The organism is Micromonospora cynarisoli (genome assembly GCF_030518815.1).
Classification (GTDB): Bacteria; Actinomycetota; Actinomycetes; order Mycobacteriales; family Micromonosporaceae; genus Micromonospora; species Micromonospora wenchangensis.
The window spans coordinates 5,679,531-5,702,256 of the sequence record NZ_CP130426.1; the positions used below are offsets into that span (position 1 = coordinate 5,679,531).

Here is a 22,726-nt window from a genome sequence, read left to right on the forward strand (position 1 = left end):
AGTCGGAGATGGGACGCAGATATTCACGCTACGGCATCATGCTGATACTCTGGGTGCCGCTGCGGTAAACGGACCCGGCGCCGCGCGAGAGGATGGCCCGCTATGGTCAAGAAGGTCCTCACCTGGGCCGGTATCGCATTCTTGATCTTCTTCGTTGCCTACCGGCCAAACTCGGCAGCGGACGTCTTCAAGTCGCTCGGCGGTGGCATCGTGGACATCGCCCAGGGCTTCGGCGACTTCTTCACGAGCCTCGTCGCTTAACCACCGATGGGCAGCCCCTCCGGACCCCCGTTCGACCCGGACGATCCCGGCCGGGACCGCCGGGAGCGGGACACCGAGCCGATCCCGAGGTACCGACCCGACGACGGGCCGGTCTACGGGTCCGGGGCGGGGCCCACCGGCGGACCGTCCTTCTCGGACGACGCCGGCTACGGCGACGCCCCGGGATTCGGCGGTCAGGGACGGACCTGGGTCCGTGATCCGGAGGCGGGCTACCAACAGCCGGTCATCTCCGAAGAGGAGCTGGCCGGTCTGCGGTCCGACGCCCAGGGCATGACACCCCGCCGGGTGCTGCCCCTGGAGGACGAGCCCAGCTCCCTGGTCGCCCGCTACCTCTTCCCCACCGAGCGCTACCGGGGCGAGTGGAAGCGGCACTGGATCCACCTCGGCACCCCGATCGTCGTCGGCGTGGCGGCCACCTTCGTCCTCGGCTACCTCTCCGGCTTCCTCGCCGGGCAGGACGTCGGCGCCCTCACCACCATCGCCGTGCTGCTCTGGTTCGCGGTGATGGGCTGGGTCGCGTGGAAGGTCGCCGACTGGTGGTACGACCGGTTCATCCTGACCAACAAGCGGGTCATGGTGGTCAACGGCATCGTCACCCGCAAGGTCGCCATGATGCCGCTGGCCCGGGTCACCGACATGAAGTACGAGCAGACCCCCACCGGCCGGGCCCTCAACTACGGCACCTTCGTGCTGGAGTCCGCCGGCCAGGAGCAGGCGCTGCGGGAGATCAAGAACCTGCCCAACCCGAACGAGCTCTACCTGCGGGTCGTCGAGGAGATGTACGAGCCGCAGGCGGTCGAGGCCCGGTTGGGCAAGGAGGCCGACGAGGCGAAGGCCGACGACGGCGCCTGAACGTTTTCGTCCGTACGTCGGGCGGACTGCCCACCTTTCGCCGTCGACCGGACCCTGTCCGGCGTGACAGCCTGCCAGGCAGGACGGGGTGCGGAGGTGAGCGGTGGCCGACCGGGATCCGCTGGAGGACGAGTTCCGCGACTTCGTCGCGGCGCGCTCCGGCGCCCTGCTGCGTACCGCGTACCTGCTCGCCGGGGACTGGGCCACCGCCGAGGACCTGCTCCAGACCGCGCTGACCAAGACGTACCTGGCCTGGCGGCGGTTGGGCGGGATCGAGGCGGTCGAGCCGTACGCCCGGCGGGTGATGGTCAACACGTCCACCAGTTGGTGGCGGCGTCGGTGGCACGGTGAGCGCCCCACCGAGGTGCTGCCCGAGCGGGCCGGGGTGGACGAGATCGAGCAGCAACTCGACCGGGACGCCCTCTGGCGGCACCTGCGCACGTTGCCGGCCCGGCAGCGGGCGGTGCTGGTGCTGCGCTACTACGAGGACCTGTCGGAGGCCCAGACGGCGGCCCTGCTGGAGATCTCCCCGGGCACGGTGAAGAGCCAGACGTCACGCGCCCTGAACACCCTGCGCCGCCGGCTCGCCGCCGAAGGGCTGCACGACCTCGCCGCCAACCCGACCGGCCGCCCCGCCCCGCCTGCCCGCCCGGCCACCACCGCCCGGCCCTTCCTCGCCGCCCGTACGCCGTCGCCCGACCGGACCACCGGCGGAGCCCGGACACCCCCGCCGGGCCGGGCCCCGGCCGGTGGGGGCCGGGGGGCCGCCCGACGTGCCGGCCCGTCGGCGGAGGCGACCAGGCCGCCCGCTGCGGAGCACGCCGGGGCGCTGCCCGACCGCACCGACACGCCGCCCGCCCTCACCCCCGCCGGTGGACCGCCCACCCGGGCCGGAGCCCTCCCACCGGGAGCGGCGTCGGCCGGGCCCGGCGACGGCCCGGCGACGGCCCAGCCGGTCGGCGCGGGCACCCGACCCAACCCGACCACCGCGCTCGCTGCGGAGACCCGATGAAACCCTCCTCACCCCGGGCGGACAACCAGACCGGCGCCCCCGAGCGTCCATTCGCCGTGCCCCCCGACGAGCCGCTGGAGCAGGCGCTCCGGGAGACCCTCGCCCAGCGGGTCGCCGTGCCGCACCGGCTGCCCGTCGACCCGGCCGGAACGGCGCTCGGGCGGGCCCGTCGGGCGCGACGACGGCGTACCGTCGCCGGGCTTGCTTTGGCCGGCGTGGCGACCGCCCTGGTCACCGGGGGGATGACCCAGCTCGGCGAGCAGCCGCACCGCCCCACCACACCGACCGTCGTGCTCGGCGACCCGCGCGGCGTGGCCAGCCTGTCCGCCGGGCCGGTCGCGCCCGCCCCACCGCAGCCGTCCACCGACGGCGGGGTCGACCTGATCGTCGCCGGCACCCTCGTCACCGTCGCCGGTCAGCGGTACGACCTGGGCGTCGGGCCGGTCGAACGCGCGCAACGGCTGCCCGAACACGGCGGGTGGCTGCTGACCGGGGCGGTCACCGCGGCCGGCCGTACCCTCTGGGTGGTGCCCGCCGGCGGTGAGCCCCGGGCGTTGCTCGCCGGGGCGGACGAGATCGCCCTGTCGCCCGACGGCCGACAGGTGACCTGGCGCGACGACGGCCGGCTCTTCGCCGCCGGGATCGTCGCCGGTCAGCTCGTCGCCCTCGTGACCGGACCGCCCACCGACGCGGTGCCGGTCCGGTTCGTCGGCGACCGGGTGCTGCTGCGGGCCGCCTCCGCAGGTGGCCACCGGTGGTGGCGGCCGACCCCGGGCGGATCACCCGGGCCCGTCGCCCCGGACGTCCTCGACGTCTACGGGAGCAGGCCGGACGGCCGGCTGGTCGCCCGGGTACGCGCCGAGGCCCGGAGCTGCCTGGCCGTGCTCGACCCCGACCTGACCCCGGCCACCACCCGGTGCGCGCCGACGCCCGCCGCCGACGGCCGGGGTGCGGTCTCCCCCGACGGGCGCTGGCTGCTGGTCAACGCAACGCTCGCCGGGGTGGACGGCGCGGTCCTGGTCGACCTGGCCGGCACCGCCCCGCCGTCGCGGACCGCCGGCCCGGTGATCGACGGCGCAGTGACCTGGACGGACACCCGGACGGCGGCGTACGTCGACCGGAACGGCGCGGTGGCCCGGCTGCGTCCCGTCGAGGCGCTGGCGGGGGTGGGGGCCGCCTCGACCCCGGTCGCCGGGGTCGGCGACGGCGTCCGGCCGGTGCTGGTGACCGGCACCGATCCGGGATGACCTGCCCGGGTAGCGTCGGGCTCATGCCCGCGCGCCCGTTGATCGACCTGCACGCCCACTCCACCGCCAGCGACGGCACGCTGGGCCCGGCCGAACTGGTCCGGGCCGCCGCCGACGCCGGGTTGGACGTGGTGGCGATCACCGACCACGACACCACCGCAGGGTGGACGACGGCGGTCGACGCGTTGCCGGCCGGGCTCAGCCTCGTCCGGGGCGCGGAACTGTCCTGCCGCTGGCAGGGCGCGGAACCGGCGCTCCCGCTGCACCTGCTGGCGTACCTGTTCGACCCGGAGCATCCCGAACTGGTCGCCGAGCTGGCCCGGGTACGGCAGGCCCGGGAGGTGCGCGGGGAACGGATCGTCGAACTGCTGCGCGCCGACGGGATCGACGTGAGCTGGCCCGAGATCATGGCCGCCGCCGACGGAGGCACCGTCGGTCGCCCGCACATCGCCGCCGCGCTGATCCGGGCCGGCCTGGTCGCCACCACCACCGAGGCGTTCGGCCGCGAGTGGCTGGGGCAGCGGTACCGGCTGCCCAAGGAGGACATCGACGTGTTCCGGGCCGTCGCCCTGGTCCGGGCGGCCGGCGGCGTGCCGGTGTTCGCTCACCCCCGGGCCAGCCGGCGGGGGCGGATCGTCCCCGACTCGCTGATCGCCGACCTGGCCGAGGCGGGGTTGGCCGGCCTGGAGGCCGACCACGAGGACCACACCCCCGAAGAGGCGGCGTACGTCCGGCGGCTCGCCACCGACCTGGGCCTGCTGGTCACCGGCTCGTCGGACTTCCACGGCAGCCACAAGACCGTCCGGCTGGGCGCACACACCACCGCCGTGGAGGCGTACGAGCGGATCGTCGCGGCGGCCTCCGGAGTGACAGGCGTCGCTTCCGGGTGATCCGCGTTTCGCCTGCCAGCGGCACCGCTACCCTCGTCCGGTGGATCTCAAGCTCTTCGGTGAGGTCTTCGTGACCCTGCTGGTCATCGTCGACCCGCCGGGCATGATGCCGATCTTCCTCGCCCTGACCGGCCCGCTGCCGGCCCGTGACCGCAACCGGGCCGCCTGGCAGGCGGTCGCGCTGGCGCTCGGCGTCATCGTGGTCTTCGCCGTCGCCGGCCAGACCCTCCTCGCCTACCTGCACGTCGACCTGCCGGCGTTGCAGGCCGCCGGTGGGCTGCTGCTGATCCTGGTCGCGCTGGAACTGCTCACCGGCAAGGCCGACGACCCCAGCCAGCAGGTCACCTCCAACATCGCCCTGGTGCCGCTGGGCACCCCGCTGCTGGCCGGGCCCGGCGCGATCGTGGCGACCATGCTCTTCGTGCAGCAGGCCGACGGCGTCGGGCAGGTCTCGGCGATCGCCGCCGCGATCGTCGCGGTGATGTTGGCGGTCTGGGTCGTGCTGCGGTTCTCCGGCGGCATTGTCAAGATCCTCCGACCGGGCGGCATCGAGGTGCTGACCCGGATCGCCGGCCTGCTGCTGGCCGCCATAGCCGTGCAGCTCATCGCCGACGCGGTGGCCGCCTTCGTCACCCAGTACGTGAACATGGGCTGATCCGCCGTCGTGCCGCCGTCGGGCTGTCGTACCGGGCTGGCAGGATCACAGGGGTGCGACGAGCCTCCTCCGCCGGCACCCCCCGGCCCCGCTCCGGTCAACCCGAGCAACTCGGCTTCGCCGGCATGCCCGAACGGCTCTTCACCTGCACACCCAGCAAACTCGGCGCGTACGCCGACTGCCCCCGCCGCTACCGCTACGCCTACCTGGACCGGCCCGCCCCGCCGAAGGGCCCGCCGTGGGCGCACAACTCGCTCGGCGCGAGCGTGCACACCGCCCTGAAGAACTGGTATGCGCTGCCCACCGACCGGCGGCGTCCCGAGGCGCTGCCCGCCCTGCTCAAGGGCACCTGGGTCCGCGAGGGCTACCGCGACGACGAGCAGGAACGAGCGGCCTACCAGCGGGCGCTGGGGTGGCTGGAGGGCTACGTCGCGACCCTCGACCCCGGCGACGACCCGCTGGGCGTGGAACGGGTGGTCGCCGTGAAGACCGCCGTGCTGGCCTTCAACGGGCGGGCCGACCGGATCGACTCCCGCCCCGGCCCGGACGGCCCCGAACTGGTCATCGTCGACTACAAGACCGGCCGTAGCGGGCTGGACGCCGACGACGCACGCGGCTCGCAGGCACTGGCCCTCTACGCGTACGCCGCCGCCCGGACGTTCCGCCGACCCTGCCGGCGGGTGGAGCTGCACCACCTGCCGACGGGCACCGTCGCCGGGCACGACCACAGCGAGGAGTCACTGGCCCGGCAGCTCAGCCGCGCCGAGGACACCGCCCGGGACATCATGGCCGCCGAACGGGCGGTCACCGACGGGGCCGACCCGGACGAGGCGTTCCCCGCCGTGGCCGGGCCCCGCTGCGGCTGGTGCGACTACCGCCGTACCTGCCCGGTCGGCGCGCAGACCCCCGGCCGTGAGCCGTGGTCGGCGATCGACCGTCCCGCCGCTCCGGTGGCCGACTGACAGGCCTCCCCGCGCCCGGGTGGGTCTGACCGTCCGGAGTGGTCAGGCGGCGGCGGTGAGGCGGGCGACACGGTCCTTCGCCGCCTGCTGGAGCGGGCTCTCCCGCCAGTTGCGGGGCAGCGCCGTCAGGGCCAGCCGCAGCGTCCGGACGCTCAGGTCGGCCGACAGTGCGGTGGTGGGCAGCCCCAGGCCGCCGTAGAGCCGCAGCGCCCACGGCGGCAGCAGTCCGAGCGCCGTGCCGGCCACCCCGAAGTACGCCCAGCGTGGCGGCCCCAGGCTCAGCCCCAGACGGGCCGGTCGGCTGAGCTTCCACGGAATCGGCGGGGCGGTCAGGAACAGGGCGGTCTCCGCCGCCTCCTTCGTCATCCGCAGCTCGGGCCGGACCGCCCGGTAGTAGTCGGCCACCTCGGCGGCGCTGCCCGGCACCCCGGCCGGGTCCAACCCCACCAGCGCGGCGGCCCGCCGCTGCTCGGCGTAGTACCCGTCGACCTCCCCATCGGTCAGCGGCAGGCCGGCCCGGCGGGCGGTGCTTACGAACGACTCGACCTCGGTGACGTGCACCCAGCGCAGCAGATCCGGCTCGTCGATCCGGAACTGCTCGCCGGTGAACAGGTCGGTGGCGCGCAGCCGGCCGTGCAGGGCCCGCAACCGTCGACCGGCCCGCTCGGCCTCGGCGGTGGTGCCGTAGACGACCGTGTCGACGTACGTGCCGGTGCGGACCAGCCGGCCCCAGGCGTCCGACCGGTAGTTGCTGTTCTGGGCCACCCCGGCCATCGCCCGGGGGTGCAGGGCCTGGAGGTAGAGGGAACGCAGGCCGGCGACGATCAGGATCGGCTCGTCGTGCACCTTCCAGGTGACCGAACCGGGACCGAACAGGCCGAGATCGTCGGTGTCCACCCGTCAACAGTGCCACGCCCGGCGTCGTGCCGCCGGCCGTCGGGAGGTGGGCCGAGGGGGCGGCGGCAGGCGGTGAACCGGATCGGCCCCCGCCGCGTGTACGCCTACGGGGCAGGTCGCGACGTACGCTGTCTGCCGCAACCCGCATTCCAGGCTCGGAGGTGTCGGTGTTCAAGGAGATCAACGGTCTGCCCGGTCACGTCCTGGTGGTCCACGCCGTGGTGGTCTTCGTGCCGCTGCTCGCGCTGCTCGCCAGCGCGTACGGGCTGATGCCCCGCTGGCGGCCCCGCCTCGACTGGGCGGTGGCCGTCCTGGCCGTGGTCACCCCGGTCCTCGCCTGGGTGGCGACCGAGTCGGGGGAGGCGTTCGAGGCGGCGCTGCGGGCGAAGGGCTACTCGCCCGAACTGCTCGCCAAGATCCACGAGCACTCCGAGTACGGCGAGACGCTGCAATGGTTCACCGTCGGCCTGGCCGTGGCGGCGTTGCTGCTGCTGGCCGTGACCAGCAACCGGGTGCGTACCCCGGACCTGCCCGCCTGGACGACCTGGGCCCTGACCGCGATCACCGTGGTGCTGGCCGTCTTCGCCCTGGTCTACGTCTATCTCACCGGGGACAGCGGCGCCGCCTCGGTGTGGAGTAACACCTTCTGACCGGTGACCCGGCCGGGTCGTCGGGGGTCTCGTCCCTCGCTGGTGGCGTCGGGTCTGCCCCACCGTCCGGCGGCGGTCAGAACAGCGCCCGGGAGCAGAGCAGGCAGAGCAGCACCAGCAGCACGACCCCGACCACCGCGCCGACGCTCCAGGTGATCCGTTGCGCCTGCTGCTCCGCGGCGTCCATCGCCTCCATGTCCTGCGCCGGCAGGGTGCGGGCCGGGAGCGCCGCCAGGTGTACGGGGGGACGCCAGCCCGGCGGCGGGGGCGTGGTCGGCGGCGGCCCGGCGTAACCTTCCGTGCCGGCTTCGGTCCGGCCGGCTGCCGAACCGCGTTCTGCTGCGGTCGGGGTGGGGGAAGTCGCGTCGGCGCGCGCCGGCGCACCCGACCGGTCCGGGACGGGCGGGTGGGACTGGGAGGAAGCGGGCGGCGGGGCGGCGTCCGTCTGTTCCGCCGTATCCGCGCCGCTCGACGGGGGCGTCGGTCCGGAGGGGGTGGGGGGCTGGGTGGGTGGGCGTCGCCAGTACTCGTCCTCGGGGCTGGCACCGCTGGGCGTCGTCACGCCGTCCGACGCTACCAACGCGACGAGCCCGTCAGCCGGTCCGACGCGGCGATCTTCGACCGGTCCACCCCGCGAGTTGGTGGCGGTGCGGTCGGCCTCATCCCTGCTCCGGCGGCCCCACCTCCAGTCCGGTGGCCCCCCGTTACTGACCCGGTCGCCTCGTCTCCGGTCTCGTAACCTCGTCTCCGGCCTGGCGGCTCATGTCCCGCCTGGTGGTCTGGCCCGCCCGGGTGGCGTCCGGGCCGTTCTGCCGCGGTCCGGGTGGGTGCCGTTCGGTGGTGCGCCGGGGCGGGGCCGGCGCGGGGTAGTGTTGCCGATCGTGAGCCCCGAGGACCCGGCCGGGCATGGCGTGCCCGGCGACGACGACCGCACGGTCGACCTCAGCGACGACTTCGTGGTGCTGCCCGAGCAGACCTCCGACGACACCGACTTCGGTTGGGGTGAGCGCCGGGGCGGCAACGACGACTGGTTGCTCGCCGAACGCCCCCCGCACTGGAGCTGACCACCCGGGTCCGCCCGACCGGGCATGGCCTCCGGCAAGATCCGCTCATTGGCGGCGATGTCGCGGTTTCCGGGGTAGGTGATACCGCAACCTCGGCCCCGAAGAGCGGATCACCCCCGGATGACGACGCTGAAGCGGCTGCCCTCCGGCTGGCCGACGGAGCGCTGCGCCTGGTCGGGCCGGACCGCCAGGTAGAGCGCGGACGAGCCGTCGACAGCGTCCCGACCCACCACGTCGAGCACCAGCGCGTCGGCTGCCAGCAGGACCGTCTCACCGGCGTTCCGTCCCGCCGGTAGCACGAGCAGGTCGACCCGCGCGCCGGGGCGCAGGACCGCGAGGGCAGCCGGCTCGGCCAGACGTACGGGCACTCCGACGAAGCCGCTCGGTAGTGGCAGCGCAAGCGGAGCGTCCGCGTCGGTGGCTCGACCACGATCGGCCGGTGCAGACCGGTCGTCGTCCTGCCCGTGCGGACCGGCAGCACCCGTACGTCCGTGGGAGGTGGCGGGGGCGGGCCGGCCCGCAGTGGCAGAACCGTCGGCTGCACCGGTCGGTGCGGCGGGGCAGCCGATCGCGCCTAGCGTCGTGCCGGCGGGCCCTGCCGAATCGGCAGCTCCCGCTGCGCTGGCAGGTTCCTTCACACCGGCAGGCCACCGTGAGCCGACGGGGCGTCCCACGTCGGAGATTTCTGCCGCGACCGGGGACACCACGGTCGGGGCAGCGCCGGGGGCACAGCCGTCCGGGACGTCCAGGACGATCACCGCCAGCCCCAGCAGAACGGCGACCAGTACCGCGCGCAGCAGGGTCGCCCCAGCCGGTCGGCGCGGCCAGCGGAACGGTCGTAGCGAGCCGTCACCGTCCGTGCCCCTGGCCGCCATGACCCACCTCCGCTGTCCGCCGGGATGCCGTGGTGACATCCCGGCTCAGCAGGCTAGGTGGAAACCACACACCTCACGAGCCGTTGTCCACAGCCTGTGGACAACGGCTCGCCCTGTGGAAAACCCCATCCGCCCGCCCGCTCCCGGGTCCACCCCGGTGATCAAGAGGTTTGCGTCATCCGCAGAGATCCACTTGACCTGAATCTCTTGATCAACCCGGGCTGGCGGGTGGGCGGGGGCGGGGGTGCGGAGGTGGGCGGTGGGGAGGGTCAGGAGGAGGTGCTGGTGGCGGGGGACTTGGTGGGGCTGGACGAGCTGGAGCTGGAGCTGGACGAGCCGGTGCCGGAGGACGACGAGCCGGACGCCGAGGACCCGCCCGAGCCGGACGACGAGCCCGAGCCGGACGACGAGCCGGAACCGGAGGAGTCTCCGCCGGACGAGGAGCCCTCCGACTTCGCCGGCTTCGCCGCGCCGCTCTTGCCCTCGCTGCCGGAGGCGCGGGAGTCGGTGCGGTAGAAGCCGGAGCCCTTGAACACGACCCCGACCGAGTTGAAGACCTTGCGCAGCCGCCCCTCGCACGCGGGGCACTCGGTCAGCGGCTCGTCGGAGAACGACTGCACCGCCTCGAGCTGGTGGCCGCACGCGGTGCAGGCGTACTGGTACGTGGGCACGTTCTCCTCCGGATCTGGTACGGCCGGTTGGCACTCGACGTATTCGAGTGCCAATGGTGCGTCATCGGACCCGGGTTCGTCCAGCGGACGTGATCGTGATCCGTCCACCGGGCGTCCCCGCCGCCGGACCCGCCAGGCGCGACCCGCACCCCCACCGCAGGCCACGACATCGAGCCGGACCACAGCATCAACCGCACCCCAGCATCAACCGCACCCCAGCATCAACCGCACCCCAGCATCAACCCATCGCATGATCGACGGAGGCGGGCAGTGGAAGCGTGAGCAGCCCGTCCGACGGGGTGAGCGCGGCACCCACCGGCCGGTCGTGCGGCTGGGCGGGCAGCGCCGGGAGCAGTTCGCCGTCGTGCAGCAGCGCCATGGTCAGGGTGGCCGCCGGCACCCGGGCCAGGGCCCGGTCGTAGGAGCCGCCACCCCGGCCCAGCCGAAGGCCGCGCCGGTCCACCGCCAGCGCGGGCACCACCACCAGGGTCGCCCCGACGATCGCCGTCCGGCCGAGCCGGGGACCGTCCGGCTCGCGCATGCCTCGGCCGGCGGCGACCAGGGTGCCCGGCCCGGCGTACGGGGCCCAGTCCAGGTCGAGGTCGTCGCGGAGCACCGGCAGCAGCAGGTCGGCCCCGGCCGGCAGGGCGGCCCGGAGCGCGTCGGGCAGGTCGGGGCCGCCCGGCTCGGAGCCGACCGGCACGTACCCGGTCATCCGGGTCGGCCGCAGCCGGCGTACCAGCGCGGTCAGTTCGGCCTGGACGCGCGTCGCGGCGGCGGCCCGCCGGGGTGCGGTGAGCGCCCGACGGCGGGCGAGCAGCGCGGTGCGTGCCTCGCGTTTGGCCGCGTGGGCGACTTCCGCTCCATCAGAAAAATCGGGCACGCAACACTCCTGACGCAACGCTGTCAAAACGGTCGCTCTGTGTCAGCATCGCAGGAACGGGCCTGGAACTTCCGGGGGGACAGCGTTGACGCTACGCGGGCGGTTGACGGCGGCCTTCCTCGCGGTGGTGCTCGGCCCGGTGCTGCTCGGCGCGGTGTTCGTCGGCACCACGCTGTCGACGGTGGACCGCAGCCGGTCCGCCGAGCGCCTCGGCCTGGCCGCGTCCGCCGTGCGTACCTCGATCGACGCGCTCTGCCAGCAGTTGCGGGCCGCCGCCGACGCGGTGGCCCTGCGCCCCGACCTTGCGACCCGGGCGGGCGCGGCCGGCCAGGTGGTCAGCCGGGGTCTGGCCGCCGCCGTGCTGGTCACCGACGTGGCCGGCGGCACCACGTACGCCACCCCGGGTGGACCGGCGACCCCCTGGCGGGACTGCACGGGGACGGCCCGGACCGGCGGGCCGGTGCGGGCGCTGAGCGCCCGGGTGGACCTGCGGGACCCGACCGGCACGCCACTGGGCACGGTGGCCGCCGCCGAGGTGGTCGACCCGGCGTTCGTGTCCCGGCTGGCCGCCACGACCGGCGTCGCGGTCACCCTGCTCGACGACGCCGACGGCCCCGACCGGATCACCCACACCACCGAGACCCGTCGGGTACGCGAGGCGGTGCTCGCCGCCGCCGCAGGCCTCGACGGCGACCGGGTCACCGCGACCCCCGACGGCCGGTACGTGCGGCGGCTCGGGCCGGCCCCCGGGCAGCCGCTGCCGCTGGTGCTCTCCGTCGCCGGTGAACGGCCGTCGGGTCTGCCGGCGGCGCTGGTGGGTGCGGTGCTGCTGGCCGCCGTGCTGGCGGTGCTGACCGCGTGGCGGCTGGCCCGGGTCACCACCCGGCCGCTGGTGGAGTTGGCCGCGGCGGTGGACCGGGTGGCCCGGGGCGACCTGACCGCCCGGGTGCCGGTGCGCAGCCGGGACGAGATCGGCCGGCTCGCCGCCGCGTTCAACCGGATGATCCGGGAGACCGCCGGGTACGTGACCGCGCTGACCAGCAGCCGGGACCAGCTGCGCGGGCATCTCGGAGTGCTCGGGGACACCCTGGCCAGCACCCATGACCTGCAACGCATCCTGCGGGTGATCCTGCACAGCGCCATCGCGGCGACCGGGGCGCGGGCCGGGGCGGTGCTGCTGTACGACGACACGGCGACGCTCGTCGGGCAGTGCGCCGAGGGGCTGGCCGGGCGCTGCCCGGCGGGCACCGAACCGGAGGAGCTTCGGGTGCCGGTCGGCGCGGGGGTGGTCGGTGCGGTCGCCGCCACCGGGGAACCGCAGCGGGGCCGGATGCCGCCCGGGGCGACGCCGCCCGGCGAACCGTGGTGCGAGACGTACGTGGCGGTGCCGTTCACCGCACCCGGCGGGGACGCCACCGGTCGGGACCCGGCGGTCGGCGTGCTGGTCCTCTACGACCGGCTGGGTGGCGACGAGTTCGACGACGACGACCTGGCCACCCTGCGGACCTTCGCCGGGCACGCGGCGGTGGCGGTGGAGAACGTCCGGGTGCACGAGGAGGCGCAGCGGTTGTCGCTGACCGACCCGTTGACCGGGCTGTGGAACTACCGCTACCTGCGTGAGTCGTTGCGTCGGGAGGTGGAGCGGGCCAGCCGGTTCGGCCGGATGCTCAGCATCCTCGTCCTCGACCTGGACCGCTTCAAGACCGTCAACGACAGTTACGGCCACGCCGCCGGGGACGCGGTGCTCGCCGAGTTCGCCCGCCGGGTGCGCGGCGAGATCCGCGAGGTGGACCTCGCCTTCCGGCAGGGCGGCGAGGAGTTCGTGGTGCTGCTGCCGGAGACCGACGCCCGGGGCGCGGAGACCGTGGCCGAGCGGTTGGGCGCGGCGGTGCGGGAAACCCCGGTCGTGGTGCCCGGTCACGCGGGGGTCCCGACGACGATCGCGGTGTCGGTCTCCATCGGCATCGCCGTCTATCCCGATCACGCCAGCACCGGCGCGGAGGTGCTGGACGCCGCCGACGAGGCGTTGTACGCGGCCAAGGGCGCCGGCCGCGACGGGTACCGGGTGGCGACCGCCCGGCCCCGCCCGGCCCCGCCCGGGGACGGTACGGCCGTCGGGATCGCCGTGCCGGCGGGGGCGACCAGCCCGGACGACGGCCTGCCCCGCGCCGGGCCGCCCTCCGGTCCGTCCCCCGTCGACCGGCCGCCCACCCACCGGCCGCCCCCCGACCGGAGTCCCGCCGACGACCTGCCGGCCGACGGGTCGACAGGTCGGCACGCCGTCGGCGCTCCCGGTGTGACGCAGCCGGGCGGCGCGTCTTCCGGTCCTCACCCGCCGCGGCAGAGCCGTGGCCGATAGTCTCGCGGCATGTCGGAGCACTCAGCGAACCCCTCAACGACCGCCGCGACCGGTCGCGTCCGCGCGGTCAAGGCCGTGATCCCGGCCGCCGGCCTGGCCACCCGGTTCCTGCCGGCCACGAAGGCGGTGCCCAAGGAGCTGCTACCGGTGATCGACCGACCGGTGCTCCAGTACATCGTCGAGGAGGCCGCCCAGGCCGGCATCGGTGACGTGCTGCTGATCACCGGGCGGGGCAAGACGTCGATGGTCGACCACTTCGACCGTCGTCCCGACCTGGAGGCCCGGCTGGAGGCCAAGGGGGACGCGGACCGGCTCGCCGCGGTCAGGCGTCCCAGCGAACTGGCCGAGATCTACACCTGCCGCCAGCCGGAACAGCTCGGTCTCGGCCACGCCGTCGGGTACGCCGAGTCGCACGTCGGCGACCAGCCCTTCGCGGTGCTCCTCGGCGACGAGTTCGTCAAGCCGTCCGAGCCGCTGCTACCGGCCATGTTGGAACTCCAGGCCCGTACCGGCGGGGTGGTGCTGGCCTTCTTCGAGGTCGACCCGGCCGAGACCAAGCGGTACGGCATCGCCTCGGTGGAGCCGGCCGAGGCCGAGCTGACCGACATCGGCGAGGTCGTCAGGGTCACCGGCATGGTGGAGAAGCCCCGGCCGGAGGACGCCCCGAGCAACCTGGCCGTCCTCGGCCGGTACGTCCTGCCGGGGCGCATCTTCGACGCGATCCGGCGTACCGAACCGGGCAGCGGCGGGGAGATCCAGCTGACCGACGCGATGGAACTGCTCCGCAGCGAGGGGGTGCCGGTGCACGCGATCGTCTACCGGGGCACCCGCTACGACACCGGTATGCCGCTGGGCTACCTCCAGACAGTCGTGCAGATCGCCGCCGAACGGGAGGATCTCGGCGTCGAGTTCCGCGCCTGGCTGACCGAGTTCGTCAACAACGGCGACGAGACGGTCACGGGGGCGGTCCTCGACGGCGTACGCGACGCGGCGGGCGGCTCCGGTACATGACCTCGACGGCCGACGCCGAGGCGGCCGCGAACGAGTTGACGCCGCTCGCCGACTACCTGGGCAGCGTGCTGCGCAGGTTGCGCGCGCTGCCTCCGCTCGACCTCGACCTCACCCAGGCGTACGGCAACGTCCTCGCCTCCGACGTCGTCGCCCCGCACTCGTTCCCCGCCTTCGACCAGGCGGCGGTGGACGGGTACGCCGCGCGCTGGGAGGACCTCGTCGGGTACGGCCCGGTCCCCTCCCCGGGGCCGGGCCGTCCGGTACGCCTCAACGTGGTCGGTGACCTCGGGGCGGCGAGCTGGCGGCCGGTCCGGCTCACCCCCGGCTCGTGCTTCTCGGTGGCCGCCGGTGCGCCCATGCCGATTGCCGCCGACGTGGTGGTGCCGGTGGAGTGGACCGACCAGGGCATGGCCGCGGTGGAGATCTTCCGAACCCCCAAGCGTGGGTACGGCGTCCGCCGCGCCGGTGAGGAACTGCCCGCCGGCACCGTCCTCGCCCGGGCCGGCACGTACGTCGCCCCGGCGCTGGTGGCCGTGTTCGCCGCCACCGGCATCGGGCACGTGGTGGTGCGGCCCAGCCCCCGGGTGGTCATCGTGGCCACCGGGGACGAACTGGTCGACGTGGGCCGGGGCAGCCAGCCGGGTCAGGTGGTGGACGCCAACTCGCACGCGTTGACCGCCGCCGCCGCCGAGGTGGGCGCGTTGGCGTACCGGGTGGGGATCTGCGACGACGACCCAGAGGGGCTGCGCGGCCTGTTGGAGGACCAGACCCTGCGGGCCGATCTGATCATCACCACGGGCGGCACCGGCACCGGCCCCGGCGACATGGTCCGGCGGATACTCTCCCGCCGGGAGGGCGGCCGGGCCGGGCCGGTGACGTTCACCGACGTGGCGCTGTACCCCGGCACGGCCCTCGGGTTCGGTACCGTCGGCGCCGAGGAGGTGCCGGTGGTGTGTCTTCCCGGTGAGCCCGGCGCGGCGTTGATCGGTTTCGAGGTGCTGGCCCGGCCGGCGATCCAGCTGCTGGCCGGCGCGGAGCCGGTGTTCCGGCCGAGCGTGCGGGCGCACCTGCTGGAGACCATCTCGTCGCCCGGCGGGCTGCGGGAGTTCCGGCCCGCGCACGTGGCCGAGCGGCGCGGCGGGGGCTACACGGTGCAGCCGCTCAGCGGTGGCCCGTACACCCTGTCCGGGCTGGCCGAGGCGAACGGCCTGATGGTGCTCGGCGAGCGGGTGACCACCGCGGCGGCCGGCTCCACCGTGGACGTGCTGCTGCTGGACCGGCGGCGGTGAGCCGGTCCGGGCGCGTCGACGCCCCGGGCGCGGACGGGAGGGCGGCGCGGTGAGCTGGTTCGGGCGGGCACCGGGGTGGCCTGTGGTGCTGATGGACGGTCCGGTGGTGCTGCGGCCGTACCGACGTTCCGACGCCGGCGCCTGGTCGGCGGTGCGTCGGGCGAACCGGGCCTGGCTGGCGCCCTGGGAGTCGCACCTGCCCGGCAGCTGGGACGAGACGAACTCGCCCGCCGCGTTCCGCTACGTGCACGCCGACCAGCGGCGCTCGGCGCGTACCGGTGAGGGGATGCCGTTCGCGGTCTGCCTGCGTGAGGACGGCCAGGAGCGGCTGGTGGGACACCTGAACGTGGGCAGCATCGTCCGGCGGGCGTTCTGCTCCGGGTACGTCGGCTATTGGGTGGACTCCCGGGTGGCCGGGCGCGGGGTGATCCCCACCGCGATGGCGCTCGCCGTCGACCACGCCTTCGGCCCGGGTGGGCTGCACCGGGTGGAGGTGAACATCCGGCCGGAGAACAAGCCGTCCCGGCGGGTGGTGGAGAAGCTGGGCTTCCGCGAGGAGGCGTACCACGTGCGCTACATGCACATCGACGGTGCCTGGCGTGACCACATCGGATACGCGATGACCAGCGAGGAGGTGGCCGCCGAGGGCGGTCTGCTGGCCCGCTGGCACCGGATGCGTCACGACGCCGGGTGAGTCGTCCCACGCACGGGATGCGGCGCGGCGTGTCGGCATCCCGGTCGGTGGCCCGTAACCTCAAGTAACTGCAAGCTGCGGCAAGCGCTGCCTGGCCGCAGGATCTGCGCCCAGAGCGAGACTTCGGGGAAGATCCTGCTGTCGACCGGCGGTTGCCCCGAATTCGGTGACGGGAGGGGTGAGGGTGCCGACCTCGGTGCTCCTCGCCGTCCTCGCCGCCGCCGGCCTGCTCGCCCTCGCGCCGGCGCTGGTCCGCCGGTACGACGCCACCGAGCGGCTGGTGGCGGAGCGGGCGCAGTCGACGGCGCGGGTGCTCCAGCGCCGCCGGCGGCGTCGTACTGTCCCCGGGCGACGGCCGGTCAACCAGCCCCGGGCGCTCGTCGTCACCCTGGCCGAGGACGCCGCCACCGGGAACCTCGGCGTCCCCGTCTCCGCGCCGCCGGCCCCGGCCCGCCGCGCCGCCCCGCCCGCCGGTCGCCGTCCGGGTCGCCTGCGGGCCGTGCCGCCCGCCGCCCGGCAGGCCCGCCGCCGCCCGCCCCGGCACCACACCCCGGCCGTCTACCGGCGGCGTCGGGTGCTCGCCGCGCTGCTGCTGCTCAACTTCGTCGAGCTGGTGGGCGTGATCGTGGTCAGCCCCGGCTTCTGGATCAGTTTCTCGGTCACCGCCGGCCTGCTCCTGGTGTACGTCGTACACCTGCGGCGGCGGGCGCTGGCCGAGCGGCGTCGGCGGCGGCTGCGCGCCCGGGAGGCCGCCTGGCTGGCCGCCCGGCAGGCCGAGGTGCGCCGGGAACAGGCCCGTCGGGCGGCGGCCCGCCGGGAGGCGCAGCGCCGCCTGGCCGCGCAACGCGAGGCGGTCCGCCGTACCGCGATGGGCCTGGACCGGCCGACCGACCTGCCGGCGGCGGCCAGCGGCGGCGGCTCGGTATCCTACCGCCGCTCCGGTGGCCTGCGCGGACGCCCCTACCAGTCCGGCCGCGACCCCCGCTGACCCGCCCCGGTGATCGACCCGCCCGGCCCTCCGGCCCTCCCGCCCGGATGATCGACTCCTTTGTGTCGAGGTAGCGGGTTCCGGGCGGCCGGATACCGCAACGTGGGCTCACCCGTGCGGGCGGACCGTCGGCGAACGGGTGGCCTGCGCAGCGGGAGGGGTGATTCGCCCGGGAGGCGGGTGGGCTGTTAGTCTTGGCGCCGGCCCGCCCGGTGAAAGCCGGGTGGGACCGAAGCCGGTCCGCCGGCGGAGGGGCTGTGGCGCAGTCCGGTAGCGCACCTCGTTCGCATCGAGGGGGTCAGGGGTTCGAATCCCCTCAGCTCCACCAGGAAGTTCAGATCAAGGGCGGGTCTCCCGAGCGGGAGACCCGCCCTTGATCGTGAGCCCGGGGGCGGCGTCCGTGGCGACGGGGCCGCTCAGGGGAGGGTGACGCCGTAGGCGGCGAGGATCTCGGCGATCGGCTGGTAGTAGGAGGTGCCTCCACTGGTGCAGTTGCCGCTGCCGCCGGAGAGGATGCCGATGATCAACCCGGTCGCGGCGACGTAGAGCGGGCCGCCGCTGTCACCCGGCTCGGCGCAGATGTTGGTGCGGATCAGCCCGGTGACGCTGCCCTCGGCATAGTTGACGGTCTGGTTGAGGGCGGTGACGGTGCCGCACCGCACGCCTGTGGTGGCACCGCTGCGGCAGACCGCCTGCCCGACGTACGCGGTGCCGACACCCTTGACGGTGAGCAGGCCGGGATAGGTGTAGATGGCGCTCGGGTGGCTGACCCGCCCGGTGTAGCGGACCAGGCCGTAGTCGTTGACCGGGAAGCTGCTGCCGGTACGGGTGCCCAGCACGCTCGTCTGGCCGCTGTCGGCGTACCAGGTGGTCGCGGCGGCGGTGCAGTGCCCGGCGGTGAGGAAGTAGTAGGTGCTGCCGCTGTGCACGTTCGCGCCGAGGGAGCAGCGGGCGCCGCCGCCGTAGATGCCTTCCCCGCCGGCGATGAGGAGGCGCAGCCGGCCGGGCTCGCGACGCAGGTCGGCGTCGGCCCGCGCGGCGAGGGCGCGCAGCGCGCGTAGCTGGTCCGGTGCGACGGTGTCGTCGACGGTGAGCGTCAGCCGCCCGGTCGTCGGGTCCGGACCCCAGGCGGTGCCGGCCGTCCGCACCTGCGCCAACCCCGACGCGACCGTCGGGCCGGTGACGCCGACGCGGGCCGGTTCACCGCCTCCGGGTGGGGCGGCGGCCGGGTGGTCGACACCGGGGTGCGCGGCGGCCGGGGTCGCCGGCAGCAGGGCGACGGTCAGGGCCAGGGCGACAAGCGAGAGACGACGCATCCCCCACCTCCAAATCGATCGCTGAAGGTCGATTCATCAAGCATCCGCCGGTGTCCGGCCCGATTCAAGGCACGGCAGCGATCCCGGCCCCCGCCGCCGGCGGGCGGGACGCGCCCCGTCCTCGCGTCACGGAGAACGGGCCGACCCCCGGCAGGGGACCGGCCCGTCGGGGAACCCGGGAGGTCAGGGCTTCCAGGAGCCGGCCGCCTTGAACTTGTGCTGGTACTCGACCACGCCGTTCTTGTCGGCCACGTCGAACACCACCGAACCGGAACGCTTGCTGCCGGCCGGGATGCCGCTGCCCGAGTCGAGCAAGTCGCCGCCGCAGCCGGAGAACGCGCCGGCCAGGCCGTTCACCGTGGTCCCGTCGTCGGCCACCCACTGGAAGTAGAACGGGTTGATCGACGAGGTCCCCTTGGTCACCGTGGCGGTGACGTCGGCGATCAGGTAGAAGCCCTTGTTCGGCGGCGGCGCGAACGAGCGGCAGCCCTTGGTCGAGGTGCTGAAGCTGCGGACGGTGATCTCGATGGTGCCGTCGTCGTCGCTGATCACCAGCGTCTGACCCGCCCTGAGGTTGAACGCCTCGTCCGTGGACGACGGCGCCGCCGACGGCGGGTCACCGGGCAGCCCCGGTGCCGCCGTGACACCGGGGGTGGGCAGCGAAGGCTCGAACTCCCGGGACGCCTCGTCGGCCTGCCTGCCGCCGGCGACCGCCAGGGCGATGATGCCGCCGCAGCAGAGCAGCACCACCAGGGCGACCACGAGGCCGATGACGATCCAGACGTTCCTGCTCGACGAACCGCCCGACTTCGCCGGACCCAGCGGATAGCCGGGCCCGCCGGGCGGTGGCGGATAGCCCCCACCGGGCGGCGGATATCCCCCACCCGGCACCGGCGGGTAGCCCGCGCCGGACACCGGCGGCGCACCCCCGGGCTCGTACGACGGGTAGGGCTGACCCGACGTGGGCGGCGGGTACGACGGCTGCGGTGCCCCCGACACCGGCGGCGGCGCGTACGGCGACGGCGGGGCGTACGGGTCGGAGTAGGGCGGGTCGGGGACCGGGGGCGGCGGGGCGGTCGGGTCGACCGGGTAGTGCTGCCCGGGTGCCGTCGGGAACGGCGGCGGAGCCCCGGGGGGCGGCTGGTGCGGGTCCTGCGGCCCGTAGGGGGGCTGGGGCTGGTTCACCGTACTCCTCGTTCGACGGTCGGCACTCGGGGAAGCTGGGTGGCGGCAACGGGTCAGGGCAGGTGCAGCACGGCGGCGGTGCGGACGAGGTCGTCCTCGACCGCGAACCGGCCGGTGACCACGGTGGGCGGGTCCGCCACGGTGGCCGCCGACACCCGGGCCGGGTCGATCCGGGCGGTGAAGACCCCCGCGTCCGGGTCCAGGTCGACTGTGGCGTCCAGGAAGTCCAGCCAGGAGCCCACCACCGGATGCCAGACCTTGTAGACGGTCTCCTTGGCGCTGAACACCACGATCGGCCAGTTCACCCCGCCGGGGAGCCGGGCCAGCCGGTCCTCCTCCTCGGGGCGCAGGATCATCCGGCGTACCCCCGGGTTGAGGTCGCGTTGCCGTTCGGCGTCCATGCCGACGGCGCGCAGGTCGGCGCGGCGGGCGACCGCGGCGGCACAGTAGTCCCGGGTGTGGGTGATGGTGCCGATCAGCCCGGCCGGCCAGACCGGTGCCCGGTTCGGCGCGGCGGGGACCGGTGTGGCCGGCAGGCCGAGAGCGGTCATCGCCCGTCGGGCGCAGACCCGACCGGCGGTGAAGTCCCGCCGCCGGCTCTGCACCGCCCGCTCGCCCAGCCCGGCCCGTTCCTCCGGCAGCAGCTCACCGACCCAGTCGGCGGTCCCGGCGACCGCCACCGAGACGGCCGCCGGTAGCAGGTCACGCATCAACCCACCCCTTTCCGGTACGACCACGCGGTCCGCGCGGTGCGCGGACCAACGGCCATGGCTGGTGAACGTACCGCAACCGGGCGACACCGCAGGGTCCCGCGGCGGCCCGGTCCCCTCCGGCGCGGCGGCGGCCACGCCCGACGGGACCGGGCACCGGGTGGGTCAGGGGCGGCGGGGCCGGTGGGTCAGCGCGAAACCGACCACCCCGGCGACGGCGGCGAGCGCGCCACCGACGGTGCTCCACGCCCAGCGTGAGCCGAGCGCGGGCAGCCAGTCGCCGTCGAACCAGTCGTCGTCGGCCTCGGCGGGCTCCGCCGCCGGGTCGCCGGTCAGCACCGCACCGGCCCGGGTGTTCGGCACCAGCGGCGCCTTCAGCTGGCCGTCGTCGCGGGAACCCTCGCCGTCGGCTGCGAGCAGCAGTTCGACGTCGACCGGCTGACCCAGGTCGGGTTCGGGCAGGTCGGTCACCGACAGCCGGATGTAGTAGGTGCCCGGCAGCGGGTCGGCCGACCACGGCTCCGCCCAGGAGCGCACCTGCCGCAGCGTGCAGCCCAGCGCCACGCTGTCCGCCGAGGCGGCCACCGTCGGGGTCTGTGCCCCGGCCGTGCACGCCTGCCGGCGGCGTAGCCCGTCGAACACCTCCACCGTCCAGGTGGACGCGCCGGTGCGGGCCCGGGGCAACGACACCGTCGCGGTGATCTCGTGCCGTTGCCCGGCCGAGGCGGGGAACGACCAGTACAGGAAGTCGCCTGTGGAGGCGTCGACCCGGACCGGTTGGCCGGCCGTGATGCCGGTGGCGGTCAGGAACGACGTACCGGCCCGGGTGACCGGGGTGGCACCGGGGGAGGGGGTGGGCGCGGCCGTGGCCGGGGCCGGTGCGGCGAGCAGGGTCAGGCCGACGGCGGCCAGCGCCGCGCCGCCCCGGATGATCGGGGTACGCATCAGTTCGTCCTCCACGTCGCCACCCACCAGCGGGTGAGCAGTCCGACGACCAGGCCGGTGACCAGGCCGGCCAGGGTGAGCAGGAGCAGCAGCACCCAGCCGCGCCCCAGGTCCGGCGCGGCCGGTGCGGGTGACGAGGCGACCACGTCGATGGTCAGCTCGACCGGCATGCCCGGCTCGGCCCGGGTCCCCGGACGCGGCGCGAAGGCGTTGCTGACCACCAGGCACACCGTGGTGGCCGGAACGGGCGCGTCGGTCGCCGACGGGCTGGGCGACGTCCCGTCCTCCGTCTGCGACCAGCGCAGCCCCGCCGACACCACGTCGGTACGGCCGCTGCCGGCGTCGACGCCCCGGACCAGTTCCCGCCCGTCGGTGGCGGTGGCCCGCAGCAGCACCGCGTGGTCGGGGTTCACCGGACGGTCCAACGCCACGCTGACCGACGCCCGCAACTCCTGCCCCGGCCGGACGGGCACCCGGTACCACCGGTGCTCGGAGAACGACTCCCGGTCGGCGTAGACGCCTGGGGCGAGTAGTGGCGCGTCGGCGCATGCGCCCCGGCCGGCGACGACGGTCGGGGCGGCGGTGTAGGTGTCCTTCGCCCGTTCGACGAGCTGCTTGATCCGGCCGGTCAGCTCGTCGGCGCTCTGCGCCGCCGTGTAGGTGCCGCCGGTGGCGGTGGCGATGCAGAGCAGCTGCCGGCGGACCTTCTCGTCCGGGGCCAGGCCGAGCGTGTCGACCACCAGCTTGGTGCCCTGGGCGGCCAGTTCCCGGGCCACCTCGCACGGGTCGGGCGGGGCGCAGGTGTCCTCGCCGTCGGTGATCAGCACGATCCGGCGGGCGGTCGTGCCGGTGCCGAGGTCCCTGGCGGCGGACCGCAGAGCCAGCCCGACCGGGGTGAAGCCGGTCGGGCGCAGCGTCGCCACGGCCGCCTTGGCCGCCGTCCGGTCCACCGGCCCGACCGGGACGATCTGCTGGGTGTCCAGGCAGCCCTGCTTCTTGTCCTTGCCCCGGTAGGTCGCGCCGAGCACCCGGATGCCGAGCTGGGTCTCCTCGGGCAGCGCGTCGACCACCTCGTTGAACGCCTGCTGGGCGACGGAGATCCGGCTGCGTCCGTCGATGTCGTTGGCCCGCATCGATCCGCTGACGTCGAGCACCAGCTCGACCTTGGGCGGCTCGGTGGGCTCCTCGCCTTCGGCGCGGGCGGGTGCGGGGCCGGTCAGCGTGGTCGCCGCCAACACTCCGATCAGGACGGCCGTCGATCGTCGTCTCGTGTTGATCACCGGGCGAAG

The 22,726-nt window shown here is 74.8% G+C and carries 24 protein-coding genes, 1 tRNA gene and 1 pseudogene; 16 read left to right on the plus strand and 10 right to left on the minus strand.

The genetic code is table 11. The features are described 5' to 3' along the window. The first annotated feature begins 102 nt into the window (after positions 1 to 102). From Q2K16_RS24980 to Q2K16_RS25010, 7 genes are all read left to right on the plus strand, one after another. Complete coding sequence (locus Q2K16_RS24980; protein WP_165942702.1) at positions 103 to 261, plus strand: hypothetical protein; 159 nt, start codon at positions 103 to 105, stop codon at positions 259 to 261. A gap of 6 nt (positions 262 to 267) precedes the next feature. After that, the gene (locus Q2K16_RS24985; RefSeq protein WP_302740625.1) at positions 268 to 1,134 is read left to right on the plus strand and encodes a PH domain-containing protein; all 867 of its coding nucleotides are present in this window, start codon (positions 268 to 270) and stop codon (positions 1,132 to 1,134) included. 103 nt (positions 1,135 to 1,237) lie between these two features. Then, positions 1,238 to 2,146, plus strand: a complete 909-nt coding sequence (locus Q2K16_RS24990; protein WP_302740626.1) for a SigE family RNA polymerase sigma factor — start codon at positions 1,238 to 1,240, stop codon at positions 2,144 to 2,146. Then, positions 2,143 to 3,393: a WD40 repeat domain-containing protein gene (locus Q2K16_RS24995; RefSeq protein WP_302740627.1), complete on the plus strand. Its 1,251-nt coding sequence runs from the start codon at positions 2,143 to 2,145 to the stop codon at positions 3,391 to 3,393. Before Q2K16_RS24990 ends, Q2K16_RS24995 begins: the two co-directional genes overlap by 4 nt. Positions 3,394 to 3,416: 23 nt before the next feature. Further along, positions 3,417 to 4,283, plus strand: coding sequence for a PHP domain-containing protein (locus Q2K16_RS25000; protein ID WP_302740628.1), 867 nt, complete (start codon positions 3,417 to 3,419; stop codon positions 4,281 to 4,283). 40 nt (positions 4,284 to 4,323) lie between these two features. Then, positions 4,324 to 4,938: a MarC family protein gene (locus Q2K16_RS25005; RefSeq protein WP_145917769.1), complete on the plus strand. Its 615-nt coding sequence runs from the start codon at positions 4,324 to 4,326 to the stop codon at positions 4,936 to 4,938. Between the two features lie 125 nt (positions 4,939 to 5,063). After that, positions 5,064 to 5,900, plus strand: a complete 837-nt coding sequence (locus Q2K16_RS25010; protein WP_302746599.1) for a RecB family exonuclease — start codon at positions 5,064 to 5,066, stop codon at positions 5,898 to 5,900. A 42-nt stretch (positions 5,901 to 5,942) separates the two neighbouring features. Here Q2K16_RS25010 and Q2K16_RS25015 read toward each other — a convergent pair whose 3' ends face one another. Beyond that, positions 5,943 to 6,797, minus strand: coding sequence for an oxygenase MpaB family protein (locus Q2K16_RS25015; protein WP_302740629.1), 855 nt, complete (start codon positions 6,795 to 6,797; stop codon positions 5,943 to 5,945). A 167-nt stretch (positions 6,798 to 6,964) separates the two neighbouring features. Between Q2K16_RS25015 and Q2K16_RS25020 the strand changes: the two genes are divergently transcribed. Beyond that, a complete protein-coding gene (locus Q2K16_RS25020) occupies positions 6,965 to 7,447 on the plus strand; it encodes a DUF2231 domain-containing protein (protein ID WP_302740630.1) in 483 nt (160 codons plus the stop codon). A gap of 76 nt (positions 7,448 to 7,523) precedes the next feature. Here the strand turns inward: Q2K16_RS25020 and Q2K16_RS25025 are convergent, their stop codons facing one another. Further along, positions 7,524 to 8,009, minus strand: coding sequence for a hypothetical protein (locus Q2K16_RS25025; protein ID WP_302740631.1), 486 nt, complete (start codon positions 8,007 to 8,009; stop codon positions 7,524 to 7,526). 319 nt (positions 8,010 to 8,328) lie between these two features. Here Q2K16_RS25025 and Q2K16_RS25030 point away from each other — a divergent pair, with 319 nt between their 5' ends. Then, positions 8,329 to 8,511 carry a hypothetical protein gene (locus Q2K16_RS25030; RefSeq protein WP_368052505.1) on the plus strand — a complete coding sequence of 61 codons (183 nt, stop codon included), beginning with the start codon at positions 8,329 to 8,331 and terminating at the stop codon, positions 8,509 to 8,511. Positions 8,512 to 8,621: 110 nt separating this feature from the next. Here Q2K16_RS25030 and Q2K16_RS25035 read toward each other — a convergent pair whose 3' ends face one another. After that, a complete protein-coding gene (locus Q2K16_RS25035; protein ID WP_302740632.1) occupies positions 8,622 to 8,879 on the minus strand; it encodes a hypothetical protein in 258 nt (85 codons plus the stop codon). Positions 8,880 to 9,638: 759 nt separating this feature from the next. Here Q2K16_RS25035 and Q2K16_RS25040 point away from each other — a divergent pair. Next, positions 9,639 to 9,902, plus strand: a complete 264-nt coding sequence (locus Q2K16_RS25040; RefSeq protein WP_302746701.1) for a hypothetical protein — start codon at positions 9,639 to 9,641, stop codon at positions 9,900 to 9,902. A 62-nt stretch (positions 9,903 to 9,964) separates the two neighbouring features. On the opposite strand, the pseudogene Q2K16_RS33115 reads toward Q2K16_RS25040, so the two are convergent. Continuing rightward, positions 9,965 to 10,240, minus strand: a pseudogene (locus tag Q2K16_RS33115) (FmdB family zinc ribbon protein); the annotation flags it as partial. A gap of 55 nt (positions 10,241 to 10,295) precedes the next feature. Beyond that, positions 10,296 to 10,940 carry a 5-formyltetrahydrofolate cyclo-ligase gene (locus tag Q2K16_RS25050; protein ID WP_302740633.1) on the minus strand — a complete coding sequence of 215 codons (645 nt, stop codon included), beginning with the start codon at positions 10,938 to 10,940 and terminating at the stop codon, positions 10,296 to 10,298. Between the two features lie 85 nt (positions 10,941 to 11,025). Between Q2K16_RS25050 and Q2K16_RS25055 the strand changes: the two genes are divergently transcribed. The 6 genes from Q2K16_RS25055 (at position 11,026) to Q2K16_RS25080 (ending at position 17,609) form a co-directional block, all read left to right on the plus strand. Then, complete coding sequence (locus Q2K16_RS25055) at positions 11,026 to 13,299, plus strand: sensor domain-containing diguanylate cyclase (RefSeq protein ID WP_302740634.1); 2,274 nt, start codon at positions 11,026 to 11,028, stop codon at positions 13,297 to 13,299. Between the two features lie 9 nt (positions 13,300 to 13,308). Beyond that, on the plus strand, positions 13,309 to 14,310 hold the full coding sequence (locus tag Q2K16_RS25060; protein ID WP_302740635.1) for a UTP--glucose-1-phosphate uridylyltransferase: 1,002 nt from the start codon (positions 13,309 to 13,311) through the stop codon (positions 14,308 to 14,310). Next, positions 14,307 to 15,599, plus strand: coding sequence for a molybdopterin molybdotransferase MoeA (locus Q2K16_RS25065; protein WP_302740636.1), 1,293 nt, complete (start codon positions 14,307 to 14,309; stop codon positions 15,597 to 15,599). The genes Q2K16_RS25060 and Q2K16_RS25065 overlap by 4 nt, the downstream gene beginning before the upstream one ends. Positions 15,600 to 15,690: 91 nt before the next feature. Further along, a complete protein-coding gene (locus Q2K16_RS25070) occupies positions 15,691 to 16,293 on the plus strand; it encodes a GNAT family N-acetyltransferase (protein ID WP_302746601.1) in 603 nt (200 codons plus the stop codon). Between the two features lie 178 nt (positions 16,294 to 16,471). Then, positions 16,472 to 17,281, plus strand: a complete 810-nt coding sequence (gene sepX / locus Q2K16_RS25075) for a divisome protein SepX/GlpR (RefSeq protein ID WP_302740637.1) — start codon at positions 16,472 to 16,474, stop codon at positions 17,279 to 17,281. A 251-nt stretch (positions 17,282 to 17,532) separates the two neighbouring features. Continuing rightward, positions 17,533 to 17,609 (plus strand) — tRNA-Ala (locus tag Q2K16_RS25080). Between the two features lie 88 nt (positions 17,610 to 17,697). On the opposite strand, the gene Q2K16_RS25085 is transcribed toward Q2K16_RS25080, so the two are convergent. The 5 genes from Q2K16_RS25085 to Q2K16_RS25105 all read right to left on the minus strand — a co-directional run bounded on the left by Q2K16_RS25085 (position 17,698) and on the right by Q2K16_RS25105 (position 22,717). Then, positions 17,698 to 18,597 carry a S1 family peptidase gene (locus tag Q2K16_RS25085; RefSeq protein WP_302740638.1) on the minus strand — a complete coding sequence of 300 codons (900 nt, stop codon included), beginning with the start codon at positions 18,595 to 18,597 and terminating at the stop codon, positions 17,698 to 17,700. A gap of 183 nt (positions 18,598 to 18,780) precedes the next feature. After that, positions 18,781 to 19,782 carry a DUF4352 domain-containing protein gene (locus tag Q2K16_RS25090; protein ID WP_302740639.1) on the minus strand — a complete coding sequence of 334 codons (1,002 nt, stop codon included), beginning with the start codon at positions 19,780 to 19,782 and terminating at the stop codon, positions 18,781 to 18,783. A 53-nt stretch (positions 19,783 to 19,835) separates the two neighbouring features. After that, positions 19,836 to 20,492, minus strand: coding sequence for a 4'-phosphopantetheinyl transferase family protein (locus tag Q2K16_RS25095; protein ID WP_302740640.1), 657 nt, complete (start codon positions 20,490 to 20,492; stop codon positions 19,836 to 19,838). Between the two features lie 165 nt (positions 20,493 to 20,657). Continuing rightward, a complete protein-coding gene (locus Q2K16_RS25100; RefSeq protein WP_302746602.1) occupies positions 20,658 to 21,437 on the minus strand; it encodes a peptidase in 780 nt (259 codons plus the stop codon). Continuing rightward, the gene (locus tag Q2K16_RS25105) at positions 21,437 to 22,717 is read right to left on the minus strand and encodes a VWA domain-containing protein (protein ID WP_302740641.1); all 1,281 of its coding nucleotides are present in this window, start codon (positions 22,715 to 22,717) and stop codon (positions 21,437 to 21,439) included. Before Q2K16_RS25105 ends, Q2K16_RS25100 begins: the two co-directional genes overlap by 1 nt. Between the last annotated feature and the right edge of the window lie 9 nt (positions 22,718 to 22,726).